This is a genomic window from Leptotrichia sp. oral taxon 223 (assembly GCF_013394795.1).
In the GTDB taxonomy this organism is placed as follows: Bacteria; Fusobacteriota; Fusobacteriia; order Fusobacteriales; family Leptotrichiaceae; genus Leptotrichia.
Map to the genome: position 1 here is coordinate 1,419,290 of NZ_JABXYU010000001.1, position 20,981 is coordinate 1,440,270.

Below are 20,981 nucleotides of genomic sequence, written 5' to 3' on the forward strand. Positions count from 1 at the left end.
AAAACTAGGAAAATACCAGGCTTGACTGCAATAATTACAACTTTTCAATTTTATTTTTAAGCGGTGTTACTAAAATATATCATATTTTTTAGTTTTTTCAAAACTTCATTATAAAATAAATTTGAACAATAAGGCTATGTTATGGTATAATAATGATAAGCTGTAAATAAAAAATGGAGAGAAAATGATAAAATTAATTTTACTGGATGTAGATGGAACGCTTACCGATGGTGGAATTTACCGTGGGAATAATGGTGAGGAACTGAAAAAGTTTAACGTAAAGGATGGCTATGCCATTGTAAATGCACAAAAATTGGGCATTGAATTTGGAATAATTACAGGAAGGGAATCTGAACTTGTAAGAACTCGTGCAAATGAACTGAACATAAAGTATCTGTATCAGGGCATATCTGAAAAAATCGTTATTTTAGACGAAATAATGAGAATTACCGGCTTACAGAAGGAAGAAATTGCCTATATGGGCGATGATCTGAATGATATAAAAATCATGAAAAAATTAGGATTTTCTGGGACGCCTCTAGATGGAGCAAATGAAGTAAAAATAATTGCTGACTTTATTTCCGCTAAAAACGGCGGAGAAGGAGCGGTGCGAGAATTTATAGAAGCTGTCTTAAAAAAAGATAACTTGTTTCAAAAATTTTTGACAAATGTTAAATAACAGAAATGAAAAATTAATAAAAAAAATAAAAAAATATAAAATTGTTTTTTAGGAGGAAATAATGGCAATAAAATATTTAGACGCCAAAAGGCTAAAATTGGTATTCATTGGCGGAGGAAAATGGGTTACAAAACACGAGGACCTATTAAATGAATTAAATGTTTACCCGGTGCCTGATGGAGATACTGGGAGCAATATGTCAATGACATTAAATTCGATGATAAATGATTTGGAAGAAAAAACAGACGATAAAATAAAAATGCCTGAATTAATAGAAGTAGTTGAGGAAGCTGTATTAATGGGTGCTAGAGGAAATTCTGGCACAATTTTGTCCCAAGTGATTACAGGATTTTTAAAAGGTATTGGTGAAAAAGTTAAGCTTCTGCCAAAAGATGTTGCCCAAGCTCTTTTAAGTGCCAAGGAAACTGCTTACAGCGCTGTAAGCGAGCCGATAGAGGGGACAATTTTGACAGTTATCAGGAAGATTTCTGAAAAAGCTGAAGAATGTGCAGATAAATTCGATGATTTAGTTGAATTCCTGAGAGAAATTGTTAAGGCTGGAGAAAAAGCGGTGGAGGAAACGCCTGAACTGCTGCCGAAATTAAAGGAAGCTGGAGTAGTTGACGCTGGCGGAAAAGGGCTGTTTTTCTTTTTTGAGGGATTCTATAAAGTTACAACGGAACTGAACCTGCTGGCTGAACTGCAAAAGGCTCAAGTAAAGGAAAATGAATTTGATAAGACGATCGCAAATATTAATCACGATCCTGAAAGCATACATTTCCAATATTGTACAGAATATATCATTTTAAATGGGGATTTTGATATGGAAGAATACAAAAAGCGTGTACTTGAGCTGGGAGATTCAGCAGTATTTGCCCAAACTTCCAAAAAGTTCAAGACACATATTCATACAAACCATCCTGGAAAGGCAATAGAAATTGCTTTGGAATACGGGCCGCTTGAAAAAATGAAAATAGAAAATATGAGATTGCAGCACGACAATTTACAAATTTTCAGTGAAAAGGACGAAGCAAAAATTTTTGCAAACAAAAAAATTGACAAGACAAGATCAGCATTTGTAATTTTGGCAGACTCTGAAAACTTAAAGGATGAGTTTTTAAAACTTGGCGCAGATGTGGTAATTCTGGGAGGGCAAAGTAAAAATCCGAGCGTTCAGGAAATATTGAATGCCATTGGAAAAACTGAAAAAGAAGATATTTATATCCTTCCAAATAATAAAAATGTTATTACAACAGCAAAAATGGCAGCCGAAAAATCTCAAAAAACCGTAGTAGTTCTGAATACAAGAACAATGCTTGATGGATACTATTTTCTAAAAAATAAGGATGCTGACATTGATGAACTTAAGGAAGCCGCTGCAAGAAATTATTCTGTGGAAATTACAAAGGCTGTAAGAGATACAAAAGTTGAAGACCTGTCAATAGAAAAAGATGACTTTATCGGGCTTGTGAATGGAAAAATAAAATATGCAAAAAAATCATTGACAGAAATTGCAGACGCTGTGCTAAGAGATCTGGTTACTAAAAATACGATAACCGCAGTTGTTGTAAGTGGAAATGAAAAAGATGAAACTTCGCAAAAAACCATTGAAGACAGATTGGCAGGAGTGAAAACTGCAATTATTAACGGAAATCAAGAAAATTACTACTATTATTTATACATTGAAAATAAAGATCCGAATATGCCTGAAGTTGCTATTTTAACTGATTCCGTATCAGATTTGACAAGTGAAGACATTGAAGGGCTTCCAATAAGAATAGTACCTTTAAGAATTGATATAAATGGAGAGCTTTACAAAGATGGAGTGGAAATTACAAAATCAGAATTCTGGCATGAAATGCTTGACAATGATGCGACAATAAAAACATCTCAGCCATCACCACAGGACTTTTTGAATGCCTACAATAAATTATTTGAAAAAGGATACAAAAAAATAATTTCTATTCATCCATCATCAAAACTAAGTGGAACAATACAAGCTGCAAAAGTTGGAAGAAGCTTGACAAACAGGGAAAACGATATTGAGCTGATTGATAGTTTAGGAGCTTCGTTATCACAAGGGTTCCTTGTGCTGGGAGCGGCAGGAAAATCAGTAAGAGGTGAAAGTTTTACAGAAATTATCAACTGGGTAAACAACTTTAGGACAAAAGGCAAACTGCTTATGATTATTCCAGATTTGAAGTATCTTGAAAAAGGCGGAAGAATTGGAAAGGCAAGTTCGACAATAGCGGGGGCATTAAATATGAAACCTATTCTAACTGTAAATCAGGGGGAAGTTACAGTTGAGAAAAAAGTTCTGGGTGAACGTAATGCGCAAAAATACATTGAAAAATACATTGAGCGTGAAAGCAAGAAACAAAGCGTCGTTCTTATGAGCGGCTGGGGCGGAACACCAACAGAGCTTGAAAATGTAGTGAGAATTTATTCAGAAGTGGAAAATAATCCAAAAATAAATTCGCTAATATTAAACAGAGAAATTGGAGCAGTAATTGGGGCTCATACAGGGCCTGTTTACGGAGTATTCATATTTCCAAGATTAAGTTAATGAATTGATGAAATTAAATTTTATTTTAAAGTTATCAGGCAGAAAGAGGTACATCTTTGAAATTTAAATTTTTTGATGAAATAAATTCAACAAATACATATTTAAGAAGGCAATTGAAATTAGAAGAATTTGAAGTTATAGTTGCAAAAAAACAAACGGATGGAAAAGGTAGGAGGGATAGCGTATGGGTTTCAAATGAGGGGGCGGCGCTGTTCTCCTTTGCTGTTGAAGATAATACTGAGCTGGATGAGAAAATAACAATTTTTACAGGCTACATTGTCTATGAAGTATTAAAAAAATATATAGGCAATCAGGATAAACTGACTTTCAAATGGCCAAACGATATTTATTACGAAGATAAAAAGATATGCGGAATTGTATGCGAAAAGGTAAGAAAGCACATAATAATAGGAATCGGAATAAATATTAACAACACCGATTTTGGAATGTTTCGCAAAAAAGCCATTTCCCTTGTGGAAATCACTGGAAAAATTCATCCAGTGCAGCAAATAATAGAAGAAGTCGTATCAAATTTTGAAAATCAATTTCACAGCTTAAATAAAGATTGGGAACATATATTAAAAGTTATAAATGAAAATAACTATTTAAAAGGTAGAAAAATAAGAATAAAACAGCGAAATGGAAAATTTTCAGAAAAGGAATACAGATTTCTCCGTGTAGATAGAAAAGGTAAAATTTCACTGATTTCTAAAGGAGATAGAGATGAGTTAAAATTTGCTTCACTAGAATTTAAAATTGTATAAAAAAATAAAAGGAATATTTATTTCTAAGCTATAGAGTAATATTCCTTTTTTAGTGCTATTTTTTTATTATCCCCATTTCTATCAAATATCTGTCAATCCCGCTTTTCCAATCTGGAATTTTTTCCCCTAACAGCTTTTCAATTTTTTTAGAAGATAACTTTGAAAAATGAGGCCTTTTGGCTGAAAGGTTAAAATCTTCTGTTTTTGCAGGTTTAATTTTTCCTTGCCATCCTATTTTTTCCAGTACATATTTTGCCTGCTCATACTTGCTTGCAGTCCCGTTATTTGTAATATGATACAATCCAAATTTCCCTGTCTGTATCAATTTCCATGAAAATTCTGCCAAATCTTTTGAGTATGTAGGTACAGAAACCTGATCATCAACAATATTCAATTCATTTCTTGTCTTACTCCAGTTGATGACTTGCGTATTAAAATTATTATTAGCTTTTCCAAAAACCCACGAGGTTCGTATTACAAAAGATTTTTCATAAGCATTTAAAGTCAATTTTTCCCCATTTGCTTTTGAAAGCCCATAATTAGATAAAGGAGCAGGAATATCATCTTCTGTATAGTTTTTTCCTTTTTTTCCATCAAATACGAAATCAGTTGAATAAGTTATAAAAATTGCGCCTAATTTTTTAGAAAGTTCTGCCAATTTTTTTGGTGCCTGTTCATTTAATAAAAAAACTTTATCATCATTTTGAGCTTTGTCTACATCGTTATAAGCGGCACAGTTTATTATGTGTGTGAAGTCGTTGTTCTTATCAAAAAATTTTTTCAAATTTTTACTGTCAGCTATATCTAAATCCTGATAATCAGTTGCTATATATTTTATATTCAGATTGTCAAACAGCTTTTGGAAATCATGTCCTAGTTGGCCATTGGAGCCAGTTAATAGTATTTTCATTGTTTTATCCTTAAATCGTAATATTTAACTTAAATTTTTATATAATAAACTAGTATTATTAAATATTTTATCAAAATATTAATTATCTTGCAAATATAAAATTTTAATTTTAAAATTATAAAAAAATATGAAGTTGTTTAATACATGGGACTAAAAAGATTTTATTTAACATTCAGGAGGATAATAAAATGGATAAAAAACAGATGACTATAGCCAAATGTATGGATATCTGGATAAAAAACGAACATAACTATATAAAGGAATCCACCTATGCCTTATATTTGACAATTATTGAAAAACATTTAAAAGTTTATTTTAAGAATAGAAAAGCTGGTACAATTTCCAATAAGGATTTCGAGTCTTTCATATTAAATAAATTGAAGTACGGAAGGCTAGACGGGAAAGGAGGCTTGTCAAGAAAAACTGTAAAAGATATGGTAATTATCCTGAAAGCCGTTCTAAATTTTGCAATGAAGCAAAAAATAATAAAAAGAAAAGATTTTGATTATAAAATTCCCCAGGAGAAAATATTAAAAAAAGTAGAAGTGTTCACCTCTGAAGAAAGATTGAAAATATTTAAGTATATAGAAAATAATTTAAACAGCCGAACATTGGGAATCTTAATATGTTTATGTACGGGTCTTAGAATAGGTGAAATATGTGCATTAAAATGGGAAGATATAGATTTAAAAAATGGATTTGTTAATATAAATCACACGATTCAGAGAATTTACGCAAGCACAGTAAAGAAAAGCAGAATAATTATTTCTTCTCCAAAAACGGAAAATTCCAGACGTACAATTCCAATTGCATCCAGCTTGGTTGTGCTTCTAGAAAAATTCCAAATGGATAAAAATTTTTATGTTATTTCTGGAAATAAAAAATATATTGAGCCTAGAACATATCGAAAATTTTTTAAAAAAATATTAACTGTTTTAAATATATCAAAATTAAAATTTCATTCATTAAGGCATACCTTTGCTACTCAGGCAATAGAAAATAATATAGATTACAAGACTGTTTCTGAAATACTTGGACATTCTTCTGTTAATACAACCTTAAATTTGTACATACATCCAAATTTAGAATATAAGAAAAAATGCATGAATATAATTTTTAGTAAAATATCAGATATAGCTGCAAATAATAATAATAAATTAAAAAAAATATAAACAAAAAATCATTTTTAAAGTATAGTAATACAACTTTCAAAACTAGTTCTAAGCCATATTTTTCTTGATTTATTGCCACTTGAATTTCAAAATAAAATATGTTATACTCATATTGTAATTATTTATAAAAAATCGAGAATAAGCTTCTATTTACACAAAAATTTAGATAAATTTTTTCATCTTTTTTCTCATTTGAAATTATTTAATACAAGTTATAATTTTTTGTCTTAGAAAATATTATTCTTTGCTTAAAATTAGCAGAAAATTAAGATAAAAGACTTTAATAAATATTTCTTATATTAAAGTTCATATAAATGATTTGTTAAGTGAGGATGAATAATTATGAAACTAAATAAAGATATACGCATACGTATATTATATATTTTTATTTTGTATATGATTTATAGTCTTTTATTAGATAAATATGACTATGTAATAAAATATTTAACAAGTTTTATATTCATTTTATTTATTTTTGTAAAATTTGTATTTGGACAGCTGGACTTTTACGCAGAACGTTTCAGGCTCAAGGATGTTTTTATAAATTTGGGAATCGACATTGCTTTTTCTGTTATATTATATGCCTTTTGGAAACGTTTTGATGTATTTTATATGTTCGGATTGATATTTGTATTTCAAGTGGCTTTTAGAAAAATTGTATGTTCAATTTATATGAAAAAGCAAAATGTATTAATATTTGGCTCAAATCATATAAAAAACAACATTCAGGAAGATATTATAAACACGCTTGACTACAATTACATCGGATATATTTCAAACAATAAAAGCAGGGCGACAAAATATCTAATTGGAAGATACGATGAAATGGAAACAATCATTGCTAAAAATAATGTTGATATTCTAGTAATTGTAAAAAATATAAAAAGTCCTGATTTCAAAAAATATTTAAAGCGTATTTTTGATTTAAAAATTAACGGGCTAAAAATAATGACTTATGAAGAATTCAACGAAGATATCCAAAAAAAAATTGATATAAATCAAATAAATGAAGAATGGCTTTTGGAATCAAACGGGTTTGATATTCTAAACAATGAAATGCAAAGAAATATAAAACGGGGAATGGACTTGATACTGGCATTAATTTTGATGGTTATTCTTTCTCCTCTGGCACTAATTACTGCAATAATTATTAAATTTGAATCTAAAGGACCGGTTATATTTAAACAGACAAGAATAGGTGAAAATATGAAGCCTTTTAAAGTCTATAAATTTAGAAGTATGAGGCTGCATGATCCTAACAAATATTCGAAATACACTTTAGATAATGACGCAAGAGTTACAAAGTTTGGAAAATTTATGAGAAAAACAAGAATTGACGAATTGCCGCAACTCTGGAATATTTTAAAAGGTACAATGAGTTTTGTTGGCCCACGGCCAGAATGGAATATACTTGCTAAGGAATATGCAGAGCAAATAAATTATTACAACTTAAGACATCTTATAAAGCCTGGAATAACAGGATGGGCTCAAGTAATGTTCCCATATGGCGAAAGTTTAGATGATGCAAGAAAAAAACTTGAATATGATCTGTATTATTTAAAACATCAGGACTTGATACTGGATGTACTGATTGTTGCAAAAACGGCTAAGGCTGTTTTATTTGGAAAAGGGAAATAAAAAATAACAAATAAAATCGAGTTCTACACTAAAAGTTATTTATAATGTAATAGCGCCTGTATAATTCAAGGAAAAAGATGATTATAGATGAATAAGCAAAAAACATTGATTTTTTTTGATAAAATAATGAAAGAAACAGATGAAATGCCAGCAGAAGTAAGAGAAAGACTAAGTAAAGAATTAAAAGACGAAATTGAAATAAAGGTTGGAAACTAAGTTAGTTATAAGAGAAAATGATGCCAATGTTTATGTTATTCTGAAAATAATAAGTGATAATTTGTTGTTTTTAGATTTAAGAAAAAAAATAATTAAATGAAAGCAGGTATTTAAATGAAAGGAATTGTTTTGGCTGGCGGTTCTGGTACAAGGCTTTTTCCGTTAACAAAATCTATTTCCAAACAAATATTGCCAGTTTATGACAAACCTATGATTTATTATCCCATATCTGTTCTTATGCTCGCAAATATAAAGGACATCTTAATAATTTCCACTCCAAGGGACATTTTTTTATTTGAGGGGCTTCTTGGAAATGGGAAGCAATTGGGAATAAATATTGAATATAAGATTCAAAATAAACCAAATGGGATTGCTGAATGTTTTTTGATTGGAGAAGATTTTATTAATCGTGATAATGTTACGTTGATTTTAGGAGATAATATATTTTATGGAAATGGATTTTCGAAAACTCTTGAAGATGCGGTTAACTATTTTGAAAATTGTAAAGGAAATGAATTAAATAGCAATGGTGCGATGATATTTGGCTATCCAGTGAAAAATCCCAGCGATTATGGCGTTGTTGAATTTGATAAACATGGAAATGTTATTTCCCTAGAAGAAAAACCGCAAGCAGCCAAATCAAATTTTGCAATTCCGGGATTGTATTTTTATGATAATACAGTTATAAAAAAAGCTAAAGCATTAAAACCGTCAGAACGTAAGGAATTAGAAATAACCTCAATTAATGAATTTTATTTACTTGAAAAAAGATTGAAAGTAAAAACTCTTGGACGAGGCATGAACTGGTTTGATACGGGAACACCAAAAGGTTTGCTGGAAGCCTCAAATTTTGTAGAGGCTGTGCAAAATAGACAAGGTTTTTATATTGCCTGTCTTGAAGAAATTGCCTATACAAAAGGATGGATAAATAAAGAAATGCTTATTGAAATAATAAATAAGTTAAAAATTTGTGACTATAAAAAGTATTTAGAAAGTTTATTAAAAAAATAATTTATATATAGTTGCTGTTTTATTTATTTTAAAACACGCTAATAAAATTTTAAATAAAAAAGGAGGAGCTGCATTGACTTCAATAGTAATAATGGCTGGAGGAAAAGGTGAAAGATTCTGGCCTAAAAGCCGAATAAATCTACCAAAGCAATTTTTATCTTTAACAGATGACGGGAAATCTATGATACAACACACTGTTGAAAGGGCAAAAAGTTTAGTAAACATTGAAAATGTTTACGTGGTAACAAATGAAATGTATAAAAATTTGGTTTTAGAACATGTTCCTGATATACCGGACGAGAATATTATCATCGAACCAGTTGCCAAAAATACTGCACCTTGTATCGGACTTGCTGCAATGCATATTGCCAAAAAGGATATAAATTCAAAAATGATAATTTTACCGTCTGATCATCTAATTAAATTTAATGAAATTTTTATTGACACACTAAAAACAGCTTTAGATGTAGTTGAAAAAGGCGATAATCTGGTAACAATAGGAATCACGCCAAATTACCCTGAAACAGGATACGGATATATTAATTTTACAAAAGGTGAAAGTTTTAAAGACAGTGCAAATGTTTATGAAGTTTTACGTTTTGTAGAAAAGCCAAATTTGGAAAAAGCTAAGGAATACTTGACAAGTGGACAATATTTATGGAATAGTGGAATGTTTGTATGGAAGGCATCGACTATTTTAAAAAATTTTAAGGAATATTTGCCAGAAATCTATGAAGGTCTGCAAAAAATTGGAGAATCAATAGGTACAGAAAAATATGAAGAAGTATTAAAAAAAGAATTTTCAAATCTTCCGTCAGAATCCATAGATTATGGAATAATGGAAAAAGCCAAAAATATTTATGTTATTCCAGGAAATTTCGGCTGGGATGATGTAGGAAGCTGGCTGTCACTTGAAAGAATTAATAAAACAAATCAAGATGGAAATGTTATAAATGGAAATGTTATAAGCATAAGAACAAGAAATTCAATAATTCAAGGTAATGAAAAACTTATTGCAACTATTGGATTAGAAGATATAGTAATTGTGGATACTGACGATGTGACATTGATTTGTCATAAAGACAATACGCAGGAAGTTAAGGAAATTATCAGCAATCTAAAAATTTGTAATAGAAATGAATATTTATAAAAATAAAAAGATAGGAGAATATAAATGAAAAAAGCTTTAATTACTGGGATAAATGGTCAGGATGGTTCATATCTAGCAGAATTGTTATTAGAAAAAGGATACGAAGTTTATGGACTTATGAGAAGAAAAAGTGTAACTACTTTTGGAAATATAGAACATAGAAAAGATGAGATAAAATTTATATATGCTGATATGACAGATTTAGTTTCATTAATAAATGCAATGCAAATTTCTCAGGCAGATGAAGTGTATAATCTAGCAGCTCAGTCATTTGTTGGGACATCGTGGGAACAACCTGTTACAACTGCGGAAATTGATGGAATTGGAGTTTTGAATATGCTGGAAGCTATAAAAACAGTAAAGCCTAAAGCAAAATTTTATCAAGCTTCTACGAGTGAAATGTTTGGATTGGTTCAAGCGATACCTCAAAGCGAGGAAACACCTTTTTATCCTAGAAGTCCATATGGAGTAGCAAAATTATACGGACATTGGATAACAAAAAATTATAGAGAAAGCTATGATATATATGCATGCTCAGGAATTTTATTTAATCATGAATCTGAAAGAAGAGGAAAGGAATTTGTTACTAGAAAAATAACAGATGCTGTAGCGAGAATAAAATTAGGTGTTCAAGATGTTTTAGAATTAGGGAATTTAGATGTTAAACGTGATTGGGGACATGCAAAGGATTACGTTAGGGCAATGTGGTTAATGTTGCAGCAAGATAAAGCAGATGACTACGTAGTTGCAACGAATGAAACGAGAACAGTCAGAGAGTTTGTTGAAAAAGCTTTTAAATATGTGGGTATAGATATAGTTTGGGAAGGTAAAGAGGTTAATGAAGTAGGCAAGGATTCTAAAACAGGGGAGATTGTTGTTAGAGTAAATCCTGAGTTCTTTAGACCTGCAGAAGTTGATATTTTAATTGGAAATCCTGCAAAAGCTGAAAAAACATTAGGATGGAAAAGAGAAATTTCATTTACAGAATTAGTTGAAAGAATGGTTAAAAATGATATGGAAAAAGTTCAAAAGGAAATGAAATTAAAATCACTTTAAACGAGGGAGATTCTTAATGAAAAAAGTATTGGTAACTGGAATTGATGGTTTCGTTGCAAGATATTTGTATGATTATCTTTTAAAAAGTGGTTATGATGTTTACGGAACAACAATAAATGAAACATATAAAAATGATAAGATAAAGATATTTAAAATGAATCTGTTAAATGCAGAAAATGTTAATAATGTAATAAAAAATATAAAACCAGATATGATTTTTCATTTGGCTGGACAAAGTGCAGTAGGGCTTTCATGGCAAAAACCGGTTTTAACAATAGATGTCAATGTAAATGGGACTTTAAATTTATTAGAAGCTGTGAAAAATAATAATATAAATCCTAAAATATTAATTATTGGCTCAAGTGACCAGTATGGAATTATAAAACCTGAGGATTGCCCAATAAAAGAAACACAAATGCAAATTCCTCAAAGCCCATATGGAATTAGCAAAAAAACACAAGAAGAACTTGGCAAGTTATATGTAAAAGCCTACAAGATGAATATTATATTTGTAAGAGCCTTTAATCACATTGGTGCTGGACAAGGTGAAAATTTTGTAGTTCCTGATTTTGCAAGTAAAATTGTAAAAATTGAAAAAGGTGCGATTCCAGTATTAAAAGTTGGGAATTTAGATACTTTGAGAGATTTTACTGATGTAAGAGATATTGTCAGAGGGTATGTAATGTTACTTGAGAATGGGAAAATAGGAGAATCATATAATATAGGTTCAGGAAATGTTGTGAGGGTAAAGGAAATTTTAGAAAAATTAGTGAATTTATCAAATAAAGAAATAAAAATAGAAATAGATAAAGAAAAATTCCGTCCAGTTGATATACCAGTAGTGCAATGTGACAATACAAAGATTAAAAAAGATACAGGATGGAAGCCAGAAATTTCTATTAATGAAACATTGAAAGATGTTTTAGAATATTGGAGATGGAAATAAATTATGAGAATTATAAAAGAATTATATGATTATCGTGAAATGCTTTCAAATTTAGTAAAAAAAGATTTAAAAGTAAGATACAAGGGTTCAGTATTGGGTTTTTTGTGGACATTTCTGAACCCTCTTTTACAATTGGTCGTTTATACGATAGTCTTTTCTACAATTATGAAAGTAAATATAGATAAATTTTATATTTATTTATTCATAGGATTAATTCCTTGGCTATTTTTTGCTACTTGCATTCAAGCTGGTTCAACAAGTATTTTGATGAATAAAGATTTGATAAAAAAAATATATTTCCCAAGAATTATATTACCTATTTCAACAGTAAATTCTGCTTTTATGAATATGTTTTACAGCATGATAGTTGTATTATTAACAATATTAGTCAGTGGCATTGGATTTAGTAAATATATATTACTTTTACCGCTCGCTATGATTATGCAATATATTTTAGTATTAGGAATGACTTTTATATTTTCAGCTTTAAATGTATATTTTAGAGATTTGGAATACATTCTAAACATTATAGTAATGATATGGTTTTATTTAACTCCGATAATTTATGAAATTGAAATGATACCAGAAAAATATCGTTTTTGGTTTTATTTAAATCCAATGACAGGTATAATAAATTTTTATAGAAATATTTTATATTATAAAAGAATGCCAAGTTTTAATTCATTTGGTGGAATATTAATTTATGGAATAATTATGATTGTCATTGGATATTTTGTATTTGAAAAATTACAGAAAAACTTTGCGGAGGAACTATAATGGCGAAAGATGTTGTAATAAGCGTAAAAAATGTAGAAAAAAGTTTTAAAATATATAGTGATAAAGGGCATACCTTAAAAGAAAGGTTACTTTTTTTTAAACAAAGAAACAGCTATACAAGACATGAAGTTTTAAAAGGTGTAACTTTGGAAATAGAAAAAGGAGAAGTTGTAGGGTTAGTTGGACATAATGGATGTGGAAAAAGTACATTATTAAAATTAATGACAAAGATAATATACTCGGATAAGGGGAAAATAGAGATAAATGGGAAAATTTCAAGTCTTTTGGAACTAGGAGCAGGATTTCATCCCGATATGACTGGAAGGGAAAATATTTATACAAATGCTTCTATATTTGGGCTTACTAAAAAGGAAATAGATGGCAGGCTAGATGAGATAATAGAATTTTCTGAGTTAGAAGAGTTTATAGACAGTCCAGTTAGAACATATTCTTCAGGAATGTATATGAGATTAGCTTTTTCTGTTGCGATAAATGTTGATGCTGATATTTTATTGATTGATGAAATTTTGGCGGTTGGTGATGCTAGGTTTCAGGCTAAATGTTTTAATAAAATGCTGGAATTGAAAAAAAGAGGAATTACAATTGTAATAGTGTCACATGATTTAGGTTCTATAGAAAGATTGTGCAATAGAGCTGTATGGATTGAAAATGGCAAAATAAAAGATGAAGGTATACCGCACGATATTGTTGCAGAATATTTAGATGACATTATGAATAAAGATAAGAATGAAAAAATTAAAATAAAAGATCAAAGTAAAGTAAATGATCAGGAAAAGAAGAAAGAGGTATTCGAAGAAAAAAATATTGAAAAAGAAGAAAAAAAGAAAAAAGATAAAAATCGAACTGGAAATAAAGATATTGAAATTATCAATATAAAGTTATTGAATGAAAAAAATGAAGTAAGTGATACTTATAATTCAGAAGACAAATTAAAAATAAAAGTTAAATATAAAAAGAATAATGAAAAACTAAAAGATTCTGTTTTCGGATTTGGAATTTTTAGGAATGATGGACTGAATTGTTATGGTACAAATACGTTTATTGATAATTTTGAGAAAATTAAAATTCAGGATGAAGGAATTGTTGAAGTAGACATAGAAAGTATTCAATTATTAGAGGGTAAGTATTATTTGGATATTGCTTTTCATGATGAATATGGAAAGCCATATGACTATATAAGAAAAGCAAATTTTTTTACCGTATATAGTATTTTAAAAGATACTGGAATATTTAGAATAAATCATAAGTTTAGTCACTTATAGAAAGGAATATATTAAAAGTATGGAAATAAAAGAAAATGACTTTGAAATAAATATAGACAATATTAATGTTGAAGAAATAATGAATAAAATAAGACAAAATATAAAAGATAAAGGATACTTGGAAGAAGAAAAAATAAATAATTTTGATTTCACTCCTAAAATAAGTGAAGAAGATAATTTTAGATATGATTTAGATATATTAAACCAAGTTTGGAATATTAATTTAGAAAGAGAAGTTTTGTCTAGGAATAAATTATTTTCATTTTTAAAAAAAGTAATTAGAAAATTGACAAGATGGTATATAGTTCCGATGCTACAGGATCAAATAACATTTAATTCATATGCTGTTAGAGCTATAAATAATTTGAATAAGCAATTAGATAAGAAAAATGAAGAAATAATAAAGCTATTAAACGAAAGGGATGAAGGAATAAAAAGATTATTAGATGAAAAAGATGAAAGAATAAAAAAATTAGAAAAAATAGAAAAAGAAAATAATTTTGATATGGATTATCTTGCTTTTGAAGATAAATATAGAGGTTCTGAAGAAAGTATACAAAAATTACAGGAAAAATTTGTAAGGTTATATGTCGGAAAAGATAATATACTGGATATAGGTTGTGGAAGAGGAGAGTTTATGAAAACTCTGCTAAATGCTGGAAAACAATATGTTTTTGGTATGGATATTAATCCGCAAATGGTTGAAAAATGTAAAAAAGATGGGTTATCAGTTGAATTAAAAGATGGGGTAAATTATTTATATGACAATGATAATCTAAATTTAGGAGGAATATTTTCATCACAAGTTATAGAGCATTTGAAACCATCACAAATAGTAAAATTAATAAAAGGAGCATATAAAAATCTTCAAGAAGGAAGTCCTCTAATTCTTGAAACAATAAATCCAATGGCATTGGTGACACAAACTATGGCATATACACTGGATTTGACACATAGACAGTATGTTCATCCGTTTACAATTGAAATGCTGTTAAAGGAACATGGATTTAAAAAAGTAGAATTTATTTACAGTTCTCCTGTTGATACAGAAGCTCCTGTACTTAAAGATAATGATATGGATCAAAAAGAATTAAAAAAATATAATGAAAAAATTAGAAGAATGCATGAAATATTATTTGGATATCAAGATTATGCGGTAATTGCATGGAAGTGATTGGTATGAAAAAAATAGCATTTATAGTTCCGTGGTACGGAGATAAAATACCAGGTGGAGCTGAAACTGAAACGAGAAATATAGTTAAAAATTTGACTAAAAAAGGAATAGAAATAGAAATACTTACAACTTGTGTAGAAAAGTTTTCTTCGGATTGGAATAAAAATTATTACAAAGAAGGTAATTATGAAGAAAGTGGAATAAAAATAAAAAGATTTAAAATTAGAAAAAGAGATAATAAGAAATTCGATAATGTGAATGCTTTACTTATGCAAGGAAAAAGAATAAATTTTGAAGAAGAACAGATATTTTTTCAAGAAATGATTAGAAGTACAGATTTAGAGAATTATATTGAAAAAAATATAGATAGTTACTCATTATTTTGTTTTATTCCATATATGTTTGGAACGACATATTGGGGTGTGAAAAAAGTGAAAAATAAATCTGTGTTAATTCCTTGTTTACATGATGAAGCCTATGCATATATGGAAAGTTTAAAAGAAATTTTTAAATTATCTTTAGGCTGCATTTTTTTAGCTAAGCCTGAAAAAGAATTAGCAGAAAAATTATTTGGGTTAAAAGGGACTAAAAAGAAAGTTATAGGTGGCGGATTAGATATAAATATTTCAGAGGATTTTAGTGGATTTAAAGAAAAGTACAACTTAAAAAATCCGTATGTTTTATATGCAGGAAGAAAAGATAAGGGTAAAAATATTGACTTATTAATAGAATATTTTAAAAAATTTAAAGAAAAAAATAGTGACAACTTAGACTTGGTTTTAATTGGAGGTGGACAACTTGAAATTCCAAAAGAAATAAAAGGTTGTGTTCATGATTTAGGCTTTATTAATATAGAAGATAAATATAAAGCCTATGCAAATGCAGTAACACTTGTTCAGCCATCAGTAAATGAAAGTTTTTCAATAGTTATAATGGAATCTTGGCTGACAGGAAGACCAGTGATTGTAAATAATAATTGTGAAGTAACAAAAAATTTTGCAATGGAATCAAATGGTGGATTATATTTTAATAATTATTTTGAGTTTGAAGAAATTTTAAAATTTTATATTAATAATCCAGATATAGTAAATAAGATGGGACAAAATGGTAAAGAATATGTTTTAAAAAATTTCGATAAAGAAATTGTTACAAAAAAATATATAGATTTCTTTAAAGAGTTAGTAGGTGAGAAAAATTAAAATAATACAAGTTTTACCAACGATTAGCTATGGAGATGCAGTTAGCAATGATGCAATAAATATTGATAAAATTTTAAAAAAAAATGGATATGAAACAGAGCTTTATGCAGAAAATATAGACAAAAAATTAAAAGATAAAGTTTTTAAAATAAGTAAATTAAAAAAAGTAAATAAAAATGATATTTTAATTTATCATAAGTCAACTGGAACAGATTTAAGTTTTTGGCTGGAAAAATACAAATGTAAAAAGATAATGAGATACCATAATATTACCCCAGGAAAATATTTAGAGAAATATAATAAATATCTGTATAATTTAGTGGAATATGGTAGAAAAGGTTTAGAATATGCAAGCAAATATTTCAATTATAGTTTGGCAGTCTCAGATTATAATAAAAATGAACTTGATGAATTAAGATATAAAAATACAATGACATTACCTGTATTAATTCCTTTTGAAGACTACAAGAAAGAACCTGATAAAAAAGTTATAAAAAAATATTCAGATAGTAAAAAAAATATATTATTTGTAGGAAGAATTACTCCAAATAAGGCACAAGAAGATATAATAAAATCTTTTTATTACTACAAAAAGTATGTAAATAAAGATTCAAGGTTAATTTTAGTTGGAAATGACAGCGGATTTGAAAACTATTCAGATTTATTGAAAAAATTAATTAAAGAATTGGGATTGGAAAGTGATGTTGTGTTTCCTGGACATATAAAATTTGAAGAGATATTGGCTTTCTATAGAGTGGCAGATTTATTTTTATGTATGAGTGAACATGAAGGATTTTGTGTACCATTGGTAGAAAGCATGTTTTTTGAAGTTCCAATTTTAGCATATAACAGTAGTGCAATAAAAGGTACTTTGGGAAATAGTGGAATAATTGTAAATAAAAAAGATTATTTTTTAATATCAGAATTGATGAATCTTATTCTTTCAGATGAAAACATTAAAAAAGAAATTATAAAGAATCAAAATAAAAGACTTGAGGATTTTCAGTTGGAAAAAGTAGAAAAAAAATTGTTAGAATTTATCAAGCGAATAGGTGGATAATATGAAAAAAAAAATTTTATTTGTTGTTCAAAGATATGGTTTGGAAGTTAATGGTGGAGCAGAATTACATTGTAGACAATTAGCTGAAAGGCTTATAGGGGATTATGATGTATCAGTTTTAACTACTTGTGCAATAGATTATGTTACATGGAAAAATGAATATGAAGCGGGAACAGAGTATATAAATGGTGTAAAAGTTATAAGAAAAAAAGTTGATTTTGAAAGGAATCAAAATAAATTTAATAAAATATCTGAAAAAATAAATAATGATAAGGAGAATAAAGATTTAGGAATAGAATGGCAAAAAGCTCAAGGTCCTCATTCATCAGAATTAATAAAATATCTTAAAGATTATAAAAAAAATTATGACGTTATTATTTTTCTTACATACTTGTATTATACAACTTATTTTGGATTACAAATTGCACCAGAAAAGAGTATATTAATTCCTACAGCTCATGATGAACCACCGATATATTACAGTATTTTTAACGATACTTTTAACTTGCCGAACACAATATTATATTCAACTACAGCAGAAAGAAACTTTGTAAATAAAAAATTTAAAAATGATTATATAAAAAGTGATATAGTCGGTTTGGGTGTAGATATTGATGAAAATGCAGCAGATATAGATTTAGAAAAAGTATTTGGTATAAAAGATGATTACATTGTTTATATAGGTAGAATTGATGAATCTAAAGGTTGTAAAGAAATGTTTGAAGATTTTTTAGAATATAAAAAAATATACAATAATAATTTAAAATTGATATTAGCAGGTAAAGGTGTTATGAAAATACCTAAAAATAAGGATATAATTGCTCTAGGTTTTGTATCTGAAGAAGAAAAAGTTAATTTGATCAGAAAATCTAAATTATTGGTGTTACCTTCAAAATTTGAAAGTTTATCATTATCTACTTTAGAAGCAATGTATTTAAAAGTTCCCGTTTTATTAAATGGGAAATGTGAAGTTTTAAAAATGCATGCTATACAAAGTAATGCAGGATTATATTTTGAAAGCAAATATGAATTTATTGAAGCACTGAATTTTATGATTAGTCATTCTAAAATAATGAGAAAAATGGGAGAAAATGGAATAAAATATGTTGGAAATAATTATAAATGGGATGTTGTAATGAAGAAATTAAAAAATGCTATTGAAGATATATAAAAAAATAATATAAGGAGTTAAAATGATAAAAAAAGGTATATGGAAAGAGTTTATTGTAGTAAGTATTGTGACTTTATTACTTACATTTATAATTTTACAGATTTGGGATATGAAGTTTAGTATACCATTGTCTTATCAGGGAGATGGGCTAGCAACAGCATATTTAGTTGAGACAATAAAGGAATCTGGATGGTGGTTTCAAAATAGTAGAGTAGGAGCTCCATTTGGAGGTACAACATATGATTTTTCAGCTTTTTATTTTGATAGTTTCAATTTTTTTATATTTAAAATAATAGTATTGTTTGTTAAAAACTGGGGAAAAGCAATTAATACTTTCTATATATTTTTATTTCCAGTTACAGCGTTAACAAGTCATTACACAATGAGAAAATTAAAAATAAATTTTTATATATCAATGTTATCTTCGATGTATTTTACATTTTTACAGTATAGATTTTTAAGAGGAACATCACATTTATTTTTATCAACGTATTATTTGATTCCTCTTATAACATTATTATTTTATTGGTTATATACAGATTGTGATATACTAGAGATAAAAAAAGGGTTTTTTAAGAATAAAAAGAACATATTTTCAATTATATTACTAGTTTTATTATCTTTATCAGGTATATATTATGCTTTTTTTTCGTGTTTCTTTTTTATGGTTATTTATTTGATAAAAATAAATAAAAATAATATAGTTAAAATTTCTAAAAAATTCGGATTAATATTTATTACGATTTTTAATACAGGTTTTTTAGCATATATTCCTGGAATATTATATAAATTAAAAGTAGGAGCGAACATAGAAAGTCCTCAAAGACATGTTTATGAAACAGAATTATATGCTTTTAGAATATCAAAATTATTTATTTCTCAGAAAATATTTTATTTAAAGGGAGGTTATTTTGAAAAAATTCAAAAAGGTATAATAAATTATTTTAATTTTTTTAAAGACACAGAAGGAATGGAATACTTAGGAATAATAGCAATAATGGGATTCATTTATTTATTATGGATAACTTTAAAAAAAGAAAAAACAGACAATAATCTAATAAATTTATTAGCATTATTGAATATAACAGGAGTATTATTGGCAGTTGCCTCAGGATTTGGTACTATTTTTGCAATACTTGTATCAGCTCAAATAAGAGCTTATAACAGAATATCTGTATTTATTGCATATTTTTGTATATTAGCAATAGCTATGAAAATAAATGATTTAATAAAAGGAAAAAATAAAAGACTTTGGTATCCATTATTGTCAATATTATTTTTATTTTCGATTTGGGAGCAGATTCCATTCTGTTCAGGAATAACTTATTCTAATTCGACGAAAAAATATAGAAAAAAATTTGATAGTGATAAAATTTTTATTTTACAAATAGAAAAAATATTAGGAAAAAATGGAATGGTTTTTCAACTTCCATATTATAAATTTCCTGAAATGGGAAATATTAAAAACTTGGGTGATTATGAAATGTTTAAGGGATATTTATTTTCCGAAAACTTAAAATGGAGTTATGGAGGTTATAGAGGACGTGAGTCAGATTTATGGAATAGATACATAACTTCTTTATCCATTGACGAAATGCTGGAAAAAATTTCAATAGCAGGATTTAATGGAATATATATTGATCGAAAGGCTTATACTAAGGATGAATATATGAAGTTAGAAAATGAAATAAGTAGTATCATAAAAGAAAAGGCATATATTAGTAATAATAAAGATTTAGTTTTTTTTAATTTAACAAATTATAGTAATAACTTGAAAAATAAATATTCCAAAGAACAGCTAGAAAAAGAAAAGACCAAAGTATTAAAAGTTTTAATAGCCTCAGAGGGATTTTATGGAAATGAGCAGTTAAAAAATAGAAAATGGAAATGGATGAAGAATAAAGCTATAATAACATTAGAAAATAATACATCTGCGGATGTAAATTATAATTTAAAAGTGGATGTTTTTTCGGAGTATCCTGAAAATTCAAAATTAATAATTGAATTTGATGGAAAAAAAGAAGAGTATATAATCAATAATAAAGGAAAAACATTAGATTTATCGTTTAATATGAAAAAAGGGAAAAATACAATAAAATTTTATACTAATACTAAACGTGTAAATTCAGGTCTTGATACGAGAGAGCTGTACTTAAGATTTGAAAATATTAAAGAAAATATAGACTAATAAGAAGTAGGAGGTTATTTA

General features: G+C 27.7%; 18 protein-coding genes. 17 read left to right on the plus strand and 1 reads right to left on the minus strand.

Translation table 11 applies throughout. The features are described 5' to 3' along the window. The first annotated feature begins 184 nt into the window (after positions 1–184). The 3 genes from HW275_RS06975 (at position 185) to HW275_RS06985 (ending at position 4,009) form a co-directional block, all read left to right on the plus strand. The gene (locus HW275_RS06975; RefSeq protein ID WP_178935851.1) at positions 185–679 is read left to right on the plus strand and encodes an HAD family hydrolase; all 495 of its coding nucleotides are present in this window, start codon (positions 185–187) and stop codon (positions 677–679) included. A 61-nt stretch (positions 680–740) separates the two neighbouring features. Then, positions 741–3,245 (plus strand): DegV family protein, encoded by a 2,505-nt coding sequence (locus tag HW275_RS06980; RefSeq protein ID WP_178935852.1) that lies wholly within the window; start codon positions 741–743, stop codon positions 3,243–3,245. Positions 3,246–3,301: 56 nt separating this feature from the next. Beyond that, entirely contained in the window at positions 3,302–4,009 is a 708-nt protein-coding gene (locus HW275_RS06985) for a biotin--[acetyl-CoA-carboxylase] ligase (RefSeq protein ID WP_178935853.1), read from the plus strand. A 55-nt stretch (positions 4,010–4,064) separates the two neighbouring features. Here HW275_RS06985 and rfbD read toward each other — a convergent pair whose 3' ends face one another. Then, on the minus strand, positions 4,065–4,919 hold the full coding sequence (gene rfbD / locus HW275_RS06990) for a dTDP-4-dehydrorhamnose reductase (protein ID WP_178935854.1): 855 nt from the start codon (positions 4,917–4,919) through the stop codon (positions 4,065–4,067). A gap of 188 nt (positions 4,920–5,107) precedes the next feature. Here rfbD and HW275_RS06995 point away from each other — a divergent pair, with 188 nt between their 5' ends. From HW275_RS06995 to HW275_RS07055, 14 genes are all read left to right on the plus strand, one after another. Next, positions 5,108–6,091, plus strand: a complete 984-nt coding sequence (locus HW275_RS06995; RefSeq protein WP_178935855.1) for a site-specific integrase — start codon at positions 5,108–5,110, stop codon at positions 6,089–6,091. 342 nt (positions 6,092–6,433) lie between these two features. After that, a complete protein-coding gene (locus HW275_RS07000) occupies positions 6,434–7,729 on the plus strand; it encodes a sugar transferase (RefSeq protein WP_178935856.1) in 1,296 nt (431 codons plus the stop codon). 87 nt (positions 7,730–7,816) lie between these two features. Beyond that, a complete protein-coding gene (locus HW275_RS12405; RefSeq protein ID WP_255460030.1) occupies positions 7,817–7,945 on the plus strand; it encodes a hypothetical protein in 129 nt (42 codons plus the stop codon). Positions 7,946–8,059: 114 nt separating this feature from the next. Next, entirely contained in the window at positions 8,060–8,956 is an 897-nt protein-coding gene (gene rfbA / locus HW275_RS07005) for a glucose-1-phosphate thymidylyltransferase RfbA (RefSeq protein WP_178935857.1), read from the plus strand. A gap of 73 nt (positions 8,957–9,029) precedes the next feature. After that, positions 9,030–10,106: a mannose-1-phosphate guanylyltransferase gene (locus tag HW275_RS07010; RefSeq protein WP_218975109.1), complete on the plus strand. Its 1,077-nt coding sequence runs from the start codon at positions 9,030–9,032 to the stop codon at positions 10,104–10,106. Between the two features lie 24 nt (positions 10,107–10,130). Continuing rightward, positions 10,131–11,162, plus strand: coding sequence for a GDP-mannose 4,6-dehydratase (gene gmd / locus HW275_RS07015; RefSeq protein ID WP_178935858.1), 1,032 nt, complete (start codon positions 10,131–10,133; stop codon positions 11,160–11,162). 16 nt (positions 11,163–11,178) lie between these two features. After that, entirely contained in the window at positions 11,179–12,108 is a 930-nt protein-coding gene (locus tag HW275_RS07020; RefSeq protein WP_178935859.1) for a GDP-mannose 4,6-dehydratase, read from the plus strand. Between the two features lie 3 nt (positions 12,109–12,111). Then, positions 12,112–12,885, plus strand: coding sequence for an ABC transporter permease (locus tag HW275_RS07025; protein WP_178935860.1), 774 nt, complete (start codon positions 12,112–12,114; stop codon positions 12,883–12,885). Beyond that, entirely contained in the window at positions 12,885–14,168 is a 1,284-nt protein-coding gene (locus HW275_RS07030) for an ABC transporter ATP-binding protein (protein WP_178935861.1), read from the plus strand. The genes HW275_RS07025 and HW275_RS07030 overlap by 1 nt, the downstream gene beginning before the upstream one ends. Positions 14,169–14,187: 19 nt before the next feature. Continuing rightward, positions 14,188–15,342, plus strand: a complete 1,155-nt coding sequence (locus HW275_RS07035; protein ID WP_178935862.1) for a bifunctional 2-polyprenyl-6-hydroxyphenol methylase/3-demethylubiquinol 3-O-methyltransferase UbiG — start codon at positions 14,188–14,190, stop codon at positions 15,340–15,342. 5 nt (positions 15,343–15,347) lie between these two features. Next, positions 15,348–16,541 (plus strand): glycosyltransferase family 4 protein, encoded by a 1,194-nt coding sequence (locus tag HW275_RS07040; RefSeq protein WP_178935863.1) that lies wholly within the window; start codon positions 15,348–15,350, stop codon positions 16,539–16,541. Beyond that, positions 16,528–17,601, plus strand: a complete 1,074-nt coding sequence (locus tag HW275_RS12565) for a glycosyltransferase (RefSeq protein ID WP_218975110.1) — start codon at positions 16,528–16,530, stop codon at positions 17,599–17,601. The genes HW275_RS07040 and HW275_RS12565 overlap by 14 nt, the downstream gene beginning before the upstream one ends. Position 17,602: 1 nt before the next feature. After that, positions 17,603–18,772, plus strand: coding sequence for a glycosyltransferase family 4 protein (locus tag HW275_RS07050; RefSeq protein WP_178935864.1), 1,170 nt, complete (start codon positions 17,603–17,605; stop codon positions 18,770–18,772). A gap of 22 nt (positions 18,773–18,794) precedes the next feature. Next, a complete protein-coding gene (locus tag HW275_RS07055) occupies positions 18,795–20,960 on the plus strand; it encodes a hypothetical protein (protein WP_178935865.1) in 2,166 nt (721 codons plus the stop codon). The last annotated feature ends 21 nt before the right edge of the window (positions 20,961–20,981 follow it).